General features: G+C 66.3%; 12 protein-coding genes. 5 read left to right on the top strand and 7 right to left on the bottom strand.

Annotation, left to right across the window (positions count from 1 at the left end; genetic code table 11):
* Nucleotides 1–3: 3 nt before the first annotated feature.
* The 3 genes from C5F75_RS11235 (at nucleotide 4) to C5F75_RS11225 (ending at nucleotide 4,326) form a co-directional block, all read left to right on the top strand.
* Nucleotides 4–2,067, top strand: coding sequence for a pilus assembly protein TadG-related protein (locus C5F75_RS11235; RefSeq protein WP_316252113.1), 2,064 nt, complete (start codon nucleotides 4–6; stop codon nucleotides 2,065–2,067).
* A gap of 105 nt (nucleotides 2,068–2,172) precedes the next feature.
* Nucleotides 2,173–3,564 (top strand): sigma 54-interacting transcriptional regulator, encoded by a 1,392-nt coding sequence (locus C5F75_RS11230; RefSeq protein ID WP_059575720.1) that lies wholly within the window; start codon nucleotides 2,173–2,175, stop codon nucleotides 3,562–3,564.
* 54 nt (nucleotides 3,565–3,618) lie between these two features.
* Entirely contained in the window at nucleotides 3,619–4,326 is a 708-nt protein-coding gene (locus C5F75_RS11225; RefSeq protein ID WP_059575718.1) for a DUF2968 domain-containing protein, read from the top strand.
* A gap of 81 nt (nucleotides 4,327–4,407) precedes the next feature.
* Here the strand turns inward: C5F75_RS11225 and hfq are convergent, their stop codons facing one another.
* Complete coding sequence (hfq, locus tag C5F75_RS11220; RefSeq protein WP_012492570.1) at nucleotides 4,408–4,974, bottom strand: RNA chaperone Hfq; 567 nt, start codon at nucleotides 4,972–4,974, stop codon at nucleotides 4,408–4,410.
* A 295-nt stretch (nucleotides 4,975–5,269) separates the two neighbouring features.
* Here hfq and C5F75_RS11215 point away from each other — a divergent pair, with 295 nt between their 5' ends.
* Nucleotides 5,270–5,551, top strand: a complete 282-nt coding sequence (locus C5F75_RS11215) for a hypothetical protein (protein ID WP_059638786.1) — start codon at nucleotides 5,270–5,272, stop codon at nucleotides 5,549–5,551.
* A gap of 26 nt (nucleotides 5,552–5,577) precedes the next feature.
* Here the strand turns inward: C5F75_RS11215 and C5F75_RS11210 are convergent, their stop codons facing one another.
* From C5F75_RS11210 to C5F75_RS11195, 4 genes are all read right to left on the bottom strand, one after another.
* Nucleotides 5,578–6,495, bottom strand: coding sequence for a DUF1571 domain-containing protein (locus tag C5F75_RS11210; RefSeq protein WP_104012236.1), 918 nt, complete (start codon nucleotides 6,493–6,495; stop codon nucleotides 5,578–5,580).
* Nucleotides 6,496–6,524: 29 nt separating this feature from the next.
* Entirely contained in the window at nucleotides 6,525–8,279 is a 1,755-nt protein-coding gene (locus tag C5F75_RS11205) for an AMP-binding protein (RefSeq protein ID WP_060010068.1), read from the bottom strand.
* A 157-nt stretch (nucleotides 8,280–8,436) separates the two neighbouring features.
* Complete coding sequence (locus tag C5F75_RS11200; RefSeq protein ID WP_059575710.1) at nucleotides 8,437–9,261, bottom strand: TetR/AcrR family transcriptional regulator; 825 nt, start codon at nucleotides 9,259–9,261, stop codon at nucleotides 8,437–8,439.
* Nucleotides 9,262–9,477: 216 nt separating this feature from the next.
* The gene (locus tag C5F75_RS11195; RefSeq protein ID WP_089464721.1) at nucleotides 9,478–10,698 is read right to left on the bottom strand and encodes an MFS transporter; all 1,221 of its coding nucleotides are present in this window, start codon (nucleotides 10,696–10,698) and stop codon (nucleotides 9,478–9,480) included.
* Between the two features lie 280 nt (nucleotides 10,699–10,978).
* On the opposite strand from C5F75_RS11195, the gene C5F75_RS11190 reads away from it, so the two are divergent.
* Complete coding sequence (locus tag C5F75_RS11190; protein ID WP_060010065.1) at nucleotides 10,979–11,521, top strand: GNAT family N-acetyltransferase; 543 nt, start codon at nucleotides 10,979–10,981, stop codon at nucleotides 11,519–11,521.
* 195 nt (nucleotides 11,522–11,716) lie between these two features.
* On the opposite strand, the gene C5F75_RS11185 is transcribed toward C5F75_RS11190, so the two are convergent.
* Nucleotides 11,717–12,661, bottom strand: coding sequence for a carbohydrate kinase family protein (locus C5F75_RS11185; RefSeq protein WP_089464722.1), 945 nt, complete (start codon nucleotides 12,659–12,661; stop codon nucleotides 11,717–11,719).
* A 136-nt stretch (nucleotides 12,662–12,797) separates the two neighbouring features.
* Nucleotides 12,798–13,742, bottom strand: coding sequence for an ABC transporter substrate-binding protein (locus tag C5F75_RS11180; RefSeq protein WP_059575703.1), 945 nt, complete (start codon nucleotides 13,740–13,742; stop codon nucleotides 12,798–12,800).
* Between the last annotated feature and the right edge of the window lie 21 nt (nucleotides 13,743–13,763).

The following is a 13,763-nucleotide window of genomic DNA, read 5'->3' as shown; positions in this document are numbered from 1 at the left end:
GGGATGACCATGCGCGCAGATCAATCGCACGCGGGGCGGCGGAGGAGCGCCGGCAGTCCCGGCGGAAGTCGCCAGCGCGGTGGCGTCGCGATCATGGCGACGATCTGGGCGCTGGCCGCGATCATTATCCTGGGGGCGATCGACGTCGGTCATTTCTATGCCGAAAGACGCCGGATGCAAGCGGCGGCCGATCTGGCCGCGTTGTCGGCGGTCTCTCAGGTCACGACCGACTCGACTTGTCAGGCGGCGAGGACCGCAGCCAGTCAAATCGCGAACCCCGCGACGAATGCATTGCCGGCGGGTTCGAAAGTTTCCGTGTCGTGCGGCATCTGGACCGCGCCCCAGGGCAGTGGCAGCGCGCAGTTCACACCGGTGTCGGGTGACCCGATCAGCGGAAACCAGTGCGCGGGTCTGTCGGCCGGAGCGGTCAATGGCCAGTCGATCAACGCCGTTTGCGTCACGGTGACCGAGCCGGTCGACGGGGTTTTTCGCGGTGGCGTCACGATTGGCGGATCTGCCATTGCCAAGAGCGTACCCACCGACACTTTTACGCTGACCACGTCGCTTGCAGCGTTGAACGGTGGATTGGCCAACCAATTGCTCAAGGCGCTGACCCGATCGAACGACAATGCGCTGAATCTTCAACTGGTCGACTATCAGGGGCTCGCACAAGTCAACTTGAAGCTGGCCGGCATTCTGGCCAATCTCCCGGTCGGCACCAGTACGGGCGTGCTGAACGGCACCGTGACGCTCGGTCAACTGGCCAATGCCGCGGTGCAGGCAGCGACGCAGCAAGGCGTGGCCGCGGCGAACCTGAAGGTGCTGAACGCACTGGTCATCGCCCTTTGTCCGGGCGGAGCCTGCGGCGGCCCGCAGATCGCGCTCGGTCAACTCGTTTCCGCCGCGACCGCGACGGGAAGCTCCGCCGTCAACGCCAGCGTCAATGCGCTCGGCTTGCTGTCGACGGCGTTGCAGATCGCGAACGGCACGAATTCCGTCGACATTCCGAGCGTCACGGTTCAGACGCCTACGGTGCTGTCACCGCTGCTGAACGTGACCGTCTCGGGTTCAGTCAAGTTGGGGGCCAATCCGCCGTCCACTGCGAGCGGTCAGCCCGGGCCATCGAATTGCGGAACATCCGATTGCACGACGAACACGTCGAGCGCGCAGGGCAACGTGTTCCTCAATACGTCGATCTCGCTGCTGTCGAGCTGCCCTACTGGCGGGTTGGTCTTTCCGGGGGGCAGTTGCCCGTCGGGTAGCGCGACGCCGCTTGCCGCCGTTCAATTGCCGATTACGGCATACGTGGCGCCCGCCACGGCCGGCTTGGCGTCTGTCAGTTGTTCTGCGAACGGTACGAAAAGCGCGACAGTGAACGTACAGACCGGCGTCGTCGCCGTCTATGTCGGTGGTTCTTCAAGTACGAAGATCAATCTCTCTGCGCCGTCGGGTTATTCGCCCGACAGCAGCGCGGCTCCGATTCAACTGGTGTCCGTCAATCTAAGCAGCCTGCTCAATCTGCTGAACCTTGGCGGGTTATCGTCCACGCTGGCGGTCTTGGTCAAGACCCTGACGCTCGGCATCGTCGACCTGAACGCAATTTCGGTCAACATCGGCCTGCGGCCCGGGCAAATGACGACAGTGCCCGTCGCTAACCAAAGTCCGACGCAGTTGCTGTTCTCGTATCCCGGGCCGCAGTCGTCCGCTGCGCCGAATCCGCCGGCGCCGTACGCATTGGGCGTCGGAACGGACCAGTTTCTGTCGCCCGCAGTGACAGGCATCACGAATAATGGTCTGACCGTGTCGTTGACGCTGGGTGACAGTGGACTGCTTGCGGCGTTGAAGGCAGTTGGCATCGATCTGAGCGGAGTACTGAGTCAGGTGTTGAGTAAGCTGCTAGGTCCGCTTCTGAGCGCGCTCGGGAACACACTCGTTCCGCTGCTCCTGCAACCGATCGATTCGCTCCTGACTTCCGTCACGGGGCTCCTTGGCCTGAGCCTGGGGAATGCCTATGTCACCAACACACCGGATTCGATCAAATGCGGCGATCCCATGCTGGTTCAATGAACACCTGAACGTGCCGTTACCGAAGCAGGCGGTATGGCCGCCTGCATCCGGCTACTGGTCCGCCACGCCACGCAACCCGTCAATTACTGAAGCCGCACCCGAAACATGAGAACCACGCCCGCAATCGAAGAGCTCGACCTGTACGTCTGGGAAGGCAAGGCGGACATCGTCGACCGTGTCGCCCGATGCATGGCGAGCTTCGACGTCGAAGTGATCCGTGCCGACAACGCGACGGTCTCGCCCGAGCGCGCCGCGTTGCGGCGGTCGCTGGCGATCATCAGCGTGACGATGATCGAAGGCGGCGCGGCATTCCTGCGCGACTGGCAGGCCAACATCGGCATGCCGGTGGTCTGGGTCGGCGCCGCGCGCGACCACGACGCGTCGCAGTATCCGCCCGAGTATTCGCACATCCTGCCGCTCGACTTCACGTGCGCCGAACTGCGCGGCATGATCGGCAAGCTCGTCACGCAACTGCGCGCGCACGCGGCCGAAACGTTGCAGCCGTCGGAACTCGTCGCGCACTCCGAATCGATGCAGGCGCTGCTGCACGAAGTCGATACGTTCGCCGACTGCGACACCAACGTGCTGCTGCACGGCGAAACCGGCGTCGGCAAGGAGCGCATCGCGCAACTGCTGCACGAAAAGCATTCACGCTACCGGCACGGCGAATTCGTGCCGGTGAACTGCGGCGCGATTCCCGACGGCCTGTTCGAATCGCTGTTCTTCGGCCATGCGAAAGGGTCGTTCACGGGCGCGGTTGTTGCGCATAAAGGCTATTTCGAGCAGGCGGCCGGCGGCACGCTGTTCCTCGACGAAGTCGGCGATCTGCCGCTGTACCAGCAGGTCAAGCTGCTGCGCGTGCTCGAGGACGGCGCCGTGCTGCGGGTCGGCGCGACGGCGCCGGTCAAGGTCGATTTCCGTCTGGTCGCGGCGAGCAACAAGAAACTGCCGCAGCTCGTGAAGGACGGTCTGTTCCGCGCCGATCTGTACTACCGGCTCGCGGTGATCGAGCTGAGCATTCCGTCGCTGGAGGAGCGTGGTGCAGTGGACAAGATCGCGCTGTTCAAGTCGTTCGTCGCGCAGGTCGTGGGCGCGGAGCGGCTCGCCGAATTGTCCGATCTGCCGTACTGGCTCACGGATTCGGTCGCGGACAGCTACTTCCCCGGCAACGTGCGCGAACTGCGCAACCTCGCCGAGCGCGTCGGCGTGACGGTGCGGCAGACGGGCGGCTGGGATGCCGCGCGGCTGCAGCGGCTGATCGCGCACGCACGCAGTTCGGCCCAGCCGGTGCCGGCGGAGAGCGCGGCCGAGGTGTTCGTCGATCGCAGCAAGTGGGACATGAACGAGCGCAATCGCGTGATCGCGGCGCTCGACGCAAATGGTTGGCGGCGTCAGGACACGGCCCAGCAGCTCGGCATCAGCCGCAAGGTGTTGTGGGAAAAAATGCGCAAATACCAGATCTTCGACGAAGAGCCCGAGACCCGCGAAAGCGAGTAATTAATGAGATAAAATCGCGGTGAATTACAACGACTCGGGCGGGAATAAAACTTCATGAGCCATATGACGGGGTTGGGGCGGGTGAGCATGGTGCTCGCGATGGTGGGAGGCATGCACGGCGCGTTCGCGCAAGGGCTGGCAGGCAGCGATTCGTCGGCGGTGCAGCCGGCGTCGGCGCCGGTGGCCGCGATTCCGGTGATCGACTCGCAGGCTCAGACGTCGGTGCAGCCGCAGGCCGGCGAGACGACTGGGCCGAGCACGGTCGACGACTTGCAGCGGCAGATCCAGGCGCATTCGCTGACGGAAATGCGCACGAGCTACAACGGCAGCTATGGCGCGAGCCTGCTGTTCAACGTCAAGGACGGTGCGTACTTCGTCGCGTTGTTCCAGCAGAAGGCGTTCTGGCGCGTGATCAAGACTTACGACGAAACACGGGCGGAAGCGATCTACCGCGATTTCTCGCGCCAGGCCGAGCGGCTGGCCGTCGACGAACTGCGGGCGGCGAAGCTGGAATCGCAGAAGGCGCAGATGGACAAGCAGATCGAAGTCGCGCAGAACCGCGCGCGGCGCCTGCAGGCGGACATCTCGATCGCCCGGCAGCAGCAGGCGGCGGTGGCGGATCGCCAGAAGAGCGTGCGGAGCGAAACGGCGGCGCTGCAGGCGCAACAGGCCCAGCTCCAGTCGCAACTGCGGGCGTTGCAGCAGCAGGTGCGTTCGCTGCAGCGGGAGGCCAACGCGGGCCTGCCGACGACGGCACGCTGAACGCGGTAGCGGCGGTGCGGCGACGTGCCGCGCCGGTCGTACAAGTGAAAAGGGCAAGCCGGTTGGCTTGCCCTTTTTGTTTTACTGACCGTCCGGCACGATTCGCCGGCGGCGCGTCACGATGACCGGCCCGTTGCCGCCACGGGAATCCGACGGTGCGGCGTTGCCGGATGCGTCGCCGGTATCGCGCGGCGCGCCGTAGCTTTCGCGCGGCTCACGCGGCGCGCCATAGCCTTCGCGCGGCTCACGCGAGCCGTAACCCTCGCGCGGTTCGCGCGAACCGTAGCCTTCACGCGGCTCGCGGGAGCCGTAGCCGCCGTCGCCGCGCGATTCGCGCGGGCCGCCGTGCGAGCCGTACGGGCTGTGACCGCCGCCTTCACGGCCGCCGGGGCGACCACCGGTGCGCGGGCCGCGGGGGCCGCCGCCCGGGCGCGAGCCGCCCGTGTCGAGCTGGATCGTGGAAATCGCACGCTTGTAGATGCCTTGCAGACCCACGGGGGTGCGCAGCATCACCAGATACTGGTCGAACGACTCGATACACCCCGTCAGACGAATGCCGTTGACGAGATAGATTTCAACACGCTTACGTTCCTTGCGCGCCGAATTGATGAAGTCGTTTTGCGGATGGGATTCTGCGGGATTGGCCATTGAGGTGCGGCAGGAGCCTGCGTCAGAGAATATGTTGTGCGTGTGTGTGGCGTGTTCGTCCACATGGTGTTTGGCGGAATTCTACCTTGTTCGATAGGGAAGCGCGCAGTCGTGATTGTGTCGAACCGTAACCCACTATAGACGTTCCCGCGCATTTTCGCGATTCGGCCGAACGGCGAAAGCCGTTCGGTTACGTCGCGTTACGACTCTCGCCGCCCCGTATCACCTTGGCGCGCACACCGCGCTTACATTGGTCGCGCGAGCCGGGCGGGCCGGCTTATCAGGGATGCGGAGCATGAACAAGAGGCAAGTGGCAGGGATGATCGGGAGCATGGCGTTGCTCGTTTCGGGCAGTGCAATGGCGGGCCATGTGGACCTGTCGGTCGGCATCGGCGTACCGGTCGCGCCGGTCTATGTCGAGCCGGCGCCGGTCTATGTGGCGCCGCAACCCGCCGTCGTCGCCTATCCGGGCTACGGGTACGGCTATTACGGCGATGACGACGACGATCGCTACCGCAAGTGGCGCAAGCACTACTACAAGCACCGGCATCGGCACCACGACGACGATGACGACTGAGCCCGAAACCGGCCGGCCAGCGCGCGTCAGAACGCGTAGTCGGGGTTTTTCGGGTCGAATGCGGTGTCGTCGAGCGGCGTCGGCGCGATTTTCTCGATGACGATCCGCTCGAAGATCCTGCCGTCGTTGTCATAGGACTCGACGGTCCGGAAATAGGGTGCGTGCAGATCGAGCCCGAGCACTTCCTTTTTCGCATAGAACTGCGGCCGGCCGGTCGGCGTTTCGTAGGTGAGCGCGACGACGCGCACGCCGCCGATCGTCCTGGCTTCCACATCCGTCGGGCGCTGCACGCCGGCTTCCAGGTATTTCTTCCCTTCGGCCAGGTACAGGTTCGCGATGAATTCGGTGCCGAGGTCCTTCACCTGATGATTCGACTGGGCGCGCGCCAGCGCGCCGTCGATCGCCGTCCATAGCGGAATCTTGCCGAGCAGGCCGCCGAGGTGGCCATACATCTCGTCCTTGCGCTGGGTCGTGTCGTAGATCGTCTCCTGTCCGGCATGCGCGCCGCCCGGCAGCCATTTCGCATACACGCGCAGCGGTTCGCGGGTCGTCTTCACGAGCATGCGGTCGGGCGTGTCGGACCATTTTCCGCCGATGCGCTCCTGGCGCACCATCGTGAACTGGTAGGACGGATAGCCGTTCGGGCCGTTGCGGATGTAAAGCGGCACGGCGAGCGGGTCCAGCGCCTTGAAGAGCGCCGTGAGCGTCGCGTCGTCGAGTTGCGCGAGCGTGCCGCGCTGGGCCGCCGTGCGCAGCCAGCGCGCCTGTTGCGCGAGCGGCTCGTGCGTGACCTTCGCGAGGTCTGCCGGCAGCGCGACTTCCTGTGCCGCGCTCGCGGCGCCTGCCGTCTCCTGTGCATGCAGTCCTGCCTGTGCGAGCGACAGCACGCCCGCGATGGCTGCCGCCGCGGCATGCCGCGCGCGGCGTTTCATTCCTTCGTTCATCGACGGCGTCTCCCGGAGCGATGGATCGTTCAGCTCTGCTTCGCGGCATTGAGTTTGGCGAGTTCCTCGTCGCGCAGCGCGCGGCGCAGGATCTTGCCGACGTTCGTCTGCGGCAGTGCGTCGCGGAACTCGACGAACTTCGGCATCTTGTAGCCGGTCAGGTTCTTGCGGCAGTGCGCGAGCACGTCCTCGGCCGTCAGCGACGGGTCGCGGCGCACGACGAACACCTTGATCCGCTCGCCCTGTACCGCGTCCGGAATGCCGATCGCCGCGGCCTCGCTGATGCCGGGATGCATCACGAGCACTTCCTCGATCTCGTTCGGATACACGTTGAAGCCCGACACGAGGATCATGTCCTTCTTGCGGTCGATCAGGCGGATGAAGCCGCGCTCGTCCATCACGCCGATGTCGCCGGTGGCGAGCCAGCCGTCGGCATCCAGCACCTTGGCCGTCTCGTCGGGGCGCTGCCAGTAGCCGCGCATCACCTGCGGGCCGTGCACGCACAGCTCGCCGGGCTCGCCGATGGCGGCCCAGGTGCCGTCCTCGCGGCGAAAGCGCACGAGGGTCGACGGCGCGGGCAGGCCGATGGAACCGCTGAACGCGGCCATGTCGTTCAGGTCCACGGGGTTCATCGTGACGATCGGCGAGCATTCGGTGAGGCCGTAGCCTTCGACCACCGGCCGGCCCGTCACTTGCTGGAAGCGCTCCGCGACCGCGCGCTGCATCGCCATCCCGCCCGCCATCGCGAGCTTGAGCTTCGAGAAGTCGCGCTTGCGGAATTCCTCGTTGTCGAGGAACGCGTTGTACAGCGTGTTGATGCCGGTGATTCCCGTGAACGTCTCGTGGCGGATGATCTTCATCACCATCTTCATGTCGCGCGGGTTCGCGATCAGGATGTTGCGCCCGCCGAGCCCCATGAAGATGAACGCGTTCACCGTCAGCGAATAGATGTGATAGAGCGGTAGCGGCGTGAGCACGGTTTCGACGTCGCCCGACACCTGGTCGGCGATCCAGGCCTTCGCCTGCAGCAGGTTCGCGATCAGGTTGCCGTGCGTGAGCATCGCGCCTTTCGCGACGCCGGTCGTGCCGCCCGTGTACTGCAGGAACGCGAGATCGTCGCGCGTGGTCGGCACCGGCTGCGGCTTGCCGCGCGCGCCGAGCGCGAGGGCGGAGCGCAGCCGGATCGCCTGCGGCAGGTGGTAGGCCGGCACGAGCTTCTTCACGTGCTTCAGCACGAAATTGATCAGGCGTCCTTTCGCGTTGAAGCCGTCGGCGAGCAGGTCGCCGAGCGCGGTGACGACGATGTGCTTCACCTGCGTTTCGGGCAGCGCGTCCTGCAGCGTGCGCGCGAAGTTCTCGAACACGACGATCGTCTGCGCGCCGCTGTCCTTCAACTGGTGCGCGAGCTCGCGCACGGTATAGAGCGGATTCACGTTGACGACGATCGCGCCGGCCTTCAGCGCGCCGAACAGCGCGACCGGATACTGGAACGTGTTCGGCAGCATGATCGCGACGCGGTCGCCGGGCTTCACGCCGAGGCTTTGCAGATACGACGCGAACGCGTCGACCTTCCGCGCGAGCGTGCGGTAGGTCATCGACGCGCCGGCGCTCACGTAGGCGACGCGCTCGGCGAAGCGGGTCGTGCATTCGTCGAAGAACTGCACGAGCGACGCGTATTGCGTGACGTCGATCTCGTGCGGGACGCCGGGCGGGTACGACGCGTACCAGATGCCGTCGGTGTTCGGCGGAAGCTGGGCCGAGGTGGGTGCTGCGGAAGATGACATGACGTGTCTCCGGTCTTGGCTCTCGGCGAGGGCCGCGCTTCGGCGCGTGCCCATGCCCCGTGCTTCGCGGCTGGCCGGCGCGGGCGTCTCGACGCCGCGCCTGACCGCGCGTATCAATCAAATCGTGAACAGGCAGCCGCGCGTTGGCCTCGCGCGCTCAGTTCGTGGAATGCAGCGTGGCCGTCTCGGCGGTCGTCGCCGCGCACGACTGCGGCAGCCCGAACGCTTCGCTTGCGCCCGCGTCGTCGAGCACGGCCGCGAAGATCGACAGTTGCGCGCTGTCGGGCATCGGCGCCTTCAGCGCGGCGACGATCAGCGACGACAGCCGCGCGATCATCTGCACGTCGTTCATCGTGCGGCCTTGCGAGAATTCGTCGATCAGGCTTTCCGTTTCGGCGCCCGCGAGCGCGCCGGACAGCGCGCCGATCGCGAAGTGCAGCCGCCAGCCGAGCTCGGTGCGCGGCAGGTGCGGCAGCGCGCGCTGGAAGGCGTCGAAGAAGCGGCCCGCGACGCTCGCGTAGTGCGCGGTCAGGAAGTTGCGCACGAACGGCGAAGGGTCGGTGTATGCACGGCCGATCAGCCGCAGGAACCCGGGCCCGCCGCGTTCGGGGTTGCGCGACGCCTTCAGCGCCGGAATGAACATCGCGCCGAGCACGTGCTCGCAGGTGATGTGCGCACCGAGCTGCGCGTCGAAGCGGTCGAGGATGCCGAGGCGTTCCTGGTTCAACTGATCGAGCCGGCGCGACAGCATCGCGTGGATCAGCGCTTCCTTGCTGCCGAAGTGGTAGTTGACCGCGGCGAGATTGACCGCCGCGCGCGACGTGATCTGCCGCATCGACATCGCCTCGAAGCCATGTTCGATGAACAGATCCTCGGCCGCATCGAGAATGCGGGCCTTCGTCCCGCCGGTCTGCCGCGTGCCGGATGACCGGGCCCCGGACGGCCGTCCCGAAGATGGCCGCCCCTCCTGACTTACTGCCATGTTCCGCCTCCCATGCCGGTTTCCCGGCCGCGAACAGGTGATTTTGATTGTTCGATTCAAACAGTCGTTTTTATTAAGATAAAAAAACGCGGGTGGAGGGGGCAAGCGCGGAATCTGGACCAATTCCTCTAGTTCGATGTGCAGGTGCGGAAAGCGCGGCATCCGCTCGCGGCCGGGCGGGGCGCGAGCGATGATGCGGTGCCGCAACATGCGGGTTCACGCGACCGTGCTACGCGTATTGACCGATTGCGTCATGTCGATGCCGCGCCGTTCGCGGCTGAACAGGATCAGCACCGCGATCGCGACGGCGACGATGCCGGCCACGAGCGCCAGCGCGAAGCCGTAATTGTTGTCGTTCGATACGGCGAGCGACGCCTGCATCGTCGCGTTGCCCGACGCGAGCAGGTTGCCGAGCTGGTAGACGACGCCGGGGAAGGTCGCGCGGATTTCGTCGGGCGAGATCTCGTTCAGGTGAACCGGTATCACGCCCCACGCGCCCTGTACCGAGATCTGCATCAGGAACGCGCCGGCGGCGAGCGCGATCGCGCCGCTCGAGAACGCCCACAGCGGCAGCACGGGCAGCGCGATCAGCGCGGCGATGAAGATCGCGCGACGCCGGCCGATCCGCTCCGAGATCGCGCCGAACGCCAGGCCGCCGACGATCGCGCCGACGTTCAGCACGATCGTGATCCATGACACGGTATGCGGATCGAAGTGATGCTGTTCGCGCAGGAAGGTCGGATAGAGATCCTGCGTGCCATGCGAGAAGAAGTTGAATGCGGTCATCAGCACGATCGCGTAGAGCGTGACTTTCCAGTTCTGCTTCAGCGTGGCGCCGAGGCTCGGGCGCGCTCGCTTCTCCATCTGTTTCCACGCCGGCGATTCGGGCACGTGCGCGCGCACGTACAGCACGAGCAGCGCGGGCAGCACGCCGACCATGAACATCCCGCGCCAGCCGATGTATTGGTAGAACAGGCCGAACACGACCGACGCGAGCAGATAGCCGCTCGGATAGCCGGCCTGCAGCAGCCCGGACACGACGCCGCGCGCGTGGGTCGGCACGGTTTCCATGGTCAGTGCGGACCCGACGCCCCATTCGCCGCCCATCGCGATGCCGAACAGCGCGCGCAGCACGAGCAGCGCGGTCAGGCTCGGCGCGAAACCCGACGCAAGCTCGAGCAGCGAATAGCACGCGATGTTGACCATCAGCGTCGGGCGGCGACCGAAGCGATCGGCGAGCCGGCCGAAGATCAGCGCGCCGAGCGGGCGCATCGCGAGCGTGAGCGTGAGCGCGAACGCGACGGCGGGGATCGTCGACGCGAATTCAGCGGCAATGTCCTTCAGCACGAAAACCATCAGGAAAAAATCGAACGCATCGAGCGTCCAGCCCAGGTAGGCGGCGATCGTGACGTTGCGTTGCTCGCGGGTCCAGCTCATGTCCGGGTCTCCTCGTTGGCTTGCGCGCTCGCGACAGGCATGCGGATGCCGGCCCGCTCGCGCGCGATGCGGGGCGCACTGATCGAGTGTAGGCTTGCGCACCGCGCGACGTGGGGCGCGATACGCCCGAATCGGGAATAATCCCTACGAAATGCACTGTTTCGGAAACGGAAACGGCACCGCGCGAGGCACGCGACAGGTGCCTGTATCATTCTGGAAGGCTTTTTGTATCAGTTCTGTAATGCATTCGATGCGCATCGTCACCGAATCAGGAGTCCGGATGAACGACCATTCCGCCGCCCCGTTGCCCGCGCTCGAAACCGCGAGGCTGTGGCTGCGTCCACGTGTGCTGGCCGATCTCGATGCATGCCTCGAGATGGATCGCGATCCCGAGGTCACGCGGCATATCGCGGGCCCGTGGCACGACCCCGTCGAGCATCGCCGCTTCGTCACGCATCGGATCACGCGCGATTATCCGCCGGGCCTCGGTTACTGGTCGATCTTCGAGAAGGCCGCGCCCGAGGTGTTCGTCGGCTGGATCCTGCTGATTCCCGACTACAAGGACGGCTCGCGCGACGTCGAGATCGGCTGGCGGCTCGTGCGGGCGACGTGGGGGCGCGGCATCGCGAGCGAAGCCGCGGCGGCCGTCGTGCGGCACGCGTTCGATACCTTGCGCCTGCCGCGCGTGATCGCCGATATCGCGGAGGCCAACGGCGGCTCGCTGAACGTGGCGCGCAAGCTCGGCATGCGGCGTGTGAGCGTCGTGCACGATGGCATTCCTTACATTCGTCATCGCCTCGAACGCGACGATTTGCGCGCGTAGCGCGGCGTCGCGCACGTGGCGGATGTCGGAGATCGTCAACCGGATGCGTATCGCGGTCGTGATGGATCAACGGTTCGCGCGATCACGCGTAAGGCGCTGACGGGGCTCGAGGACGATCCGCCCCGACGCCGACTCGCCGCAGCCCGATCATTTCGCGGCGCTTGACGCACCGCCCGCGCCGCGCGTCGGCGCCGTCTATTGCGAAAGCGCGGCGCCGGCGCCGGCGCCGGTGCGCTCGATCATGCCGGCCACTTCCGCGGCCGTCGGCGCATAGGCGCCCGCATGCTCGCAGACGACGGCCGCGCAAGCGGCCGCGTAGCGCAGATGCTCGGCGGCCGACGCGTCGGGCCGGGCGAGCTGGCTCGCGAGCCAGCCGCCGATGCTCGCGTCGCCACAGCCGACCGTGTCGGCGACCTCGGTCGGGAACGCGGGCTGGAACAGCACGGTATCGCGATGCAGCAGTTGCATGCCGGCTGCGCCGCGCGTGACGAGCATCGTCGCGTCGGGTGCCCATGCACGCAGTTGCGCGAGCGCGGCCGCTTCGTCGAGTTCGGGAAAGAGCCCGCGCAGGTCTTCGTCGGATACCTTGATCCAGTCGGCGAGCGCGCTCAGCTGGTGCAGCGTGTCGCGGTACGACGGCGTGGCCATCGGCGCGCGGAAGTTCGGATCGAACGAGATCCGCTTGCCGGCCGCCCGCGCGGCCTGCGCGAGTTCGATCAGGCGCGACGCGAGCGGCTCGCGCACGACGCCGAGCGAGCCGACGTGCACGATGTCGGCCGCGTCGAAGGCGCCGGCCGGCAAGTCGGCCGGATCGAACGCGAGATCGGCGCTGTTTTCGCCGATGAAGAAATAGTGGGGCGGCTGCTTCGACACGACCATCGCAAGTAGCGGTGCGCGGTCGACCTGCCGGATGAAGCGCATGTCGAGCCCCGCGTCGGCGCTCTTGCGCATCAGCTCGTCGCCGAAGGTATCGCGGCTGACCGTGCCGGCAAAGGCGGTCGGCACGCCGAGCCGCGCGCCGACGCGCGCGACGTTCCAGCACGAGCCGCCGGCGATGCTGCGCCAGTGCTGCGCGTCGTCGCGGATGAAGTCGGTCAGCGCTTCGCCGAACACGATCAGGCGGGGAAACGTCGTCGTCATGGGGAAACCTTGTGCCGCGGCATCGCACGCGGCCGTACAGCGGTTGATCTGAACAGGCGGGCAGTGCCGGCCGTCGCGCGCGCAGACGCGGCCCGGCACCGCCCGGCCTCGCGGGCGGGCGGCGCGGTCGCCGCGATCAGCGCGGGGAGCTCCAGCCCTTGTAGGTCTTCACGTTGTCGCGCGTGACGAGCGTCGGCTCGATCAGGATCATCGGATTGGCCGGCTTCTGGCCGTTCATGATCCCGTAGCCGACGTTGACCGCCTGCTGCGCCATCGCCCACGGATCCTGGCTCGACGACGCCTGCACGAGCGTGTTCGACTTCAGCGCCACCTCGATGTCGGGCGCGCCGTCGACCGACGTGATCACGATGTTCGGGCGGTTCAGCTGCTTCGCCGCGAGATCGGTGCCGATCGCCTGCGGGTCGTTGATCGTGAACACGCCGTCGAGCTTCGGAAAGCGCGTCAGGTAGCCCTGCATCGCATTCATCCCGCCTTCGCGCGAGCCCTTGCCGTCCTGGTCACTCGACAGCAGCTTGATGCCCGGGTTCTTCGCGAGCACGGTCTTGCAGCCGTTCACGCGGTCGATCACGGCCGACACCTGCGGGCCGTTCTCGATGATCACGTTGCCCTTGCCGTTCAGCTTCTTCGCGAGGTAGTCGCACGCGAGTTCGCCGGCCTTCACGTTGTTGGTCTGCACGGTCGCGTTCGCGCCGGCCGCCGCGACGTCCACCGCGACGACCGTGATGCCGGCCGCCTGCGCCTTCTTCACCGCCGGCTCGATCGCCTTCGGGTCGGTCGCGTTGAGCAGGATCATGTCGACGTGCGCGGAGATGAAGTTGTCGATCTGCGTGAACTGCTTGTTCAGGTCGTAGTCGGCCGATACGGCCGTGACTTTCGCATTCGGGTTGAGCTGCTTCGCTCGCGCTTCGGCGCCTTTCACGATCGTGACGAAGTACGGATTGCCGAGCGACCCGACCGTGACGCCGATCGATTTCAGCGGCTTGTCGGCTGCCTGGGCGGCGGTGGCGCCGAAGGCGAGTGCGCAGGCGACGGCGGTCAGGGCGGCGGTGTGCTTGAACATGTCGTTGTGTCTCCGAGAGGT

Origin of the sequence: Burkholderia anthinoferrum (genome assembly GCF_002925705.1) — a bacterium.
Classification (GTDB): domain Bacteria; phylum Pseudomonadota; class Gammaproteobacteria; order Burkholderiales; family Burkholderiaceae; genus Burkholderia; species Burkholderia semiarida.
The sequence above is the reverse complement of the archived record's forward strand: the minus strand, read 5'-3'. Positions and strand labels throughout refer to the sequence as shown.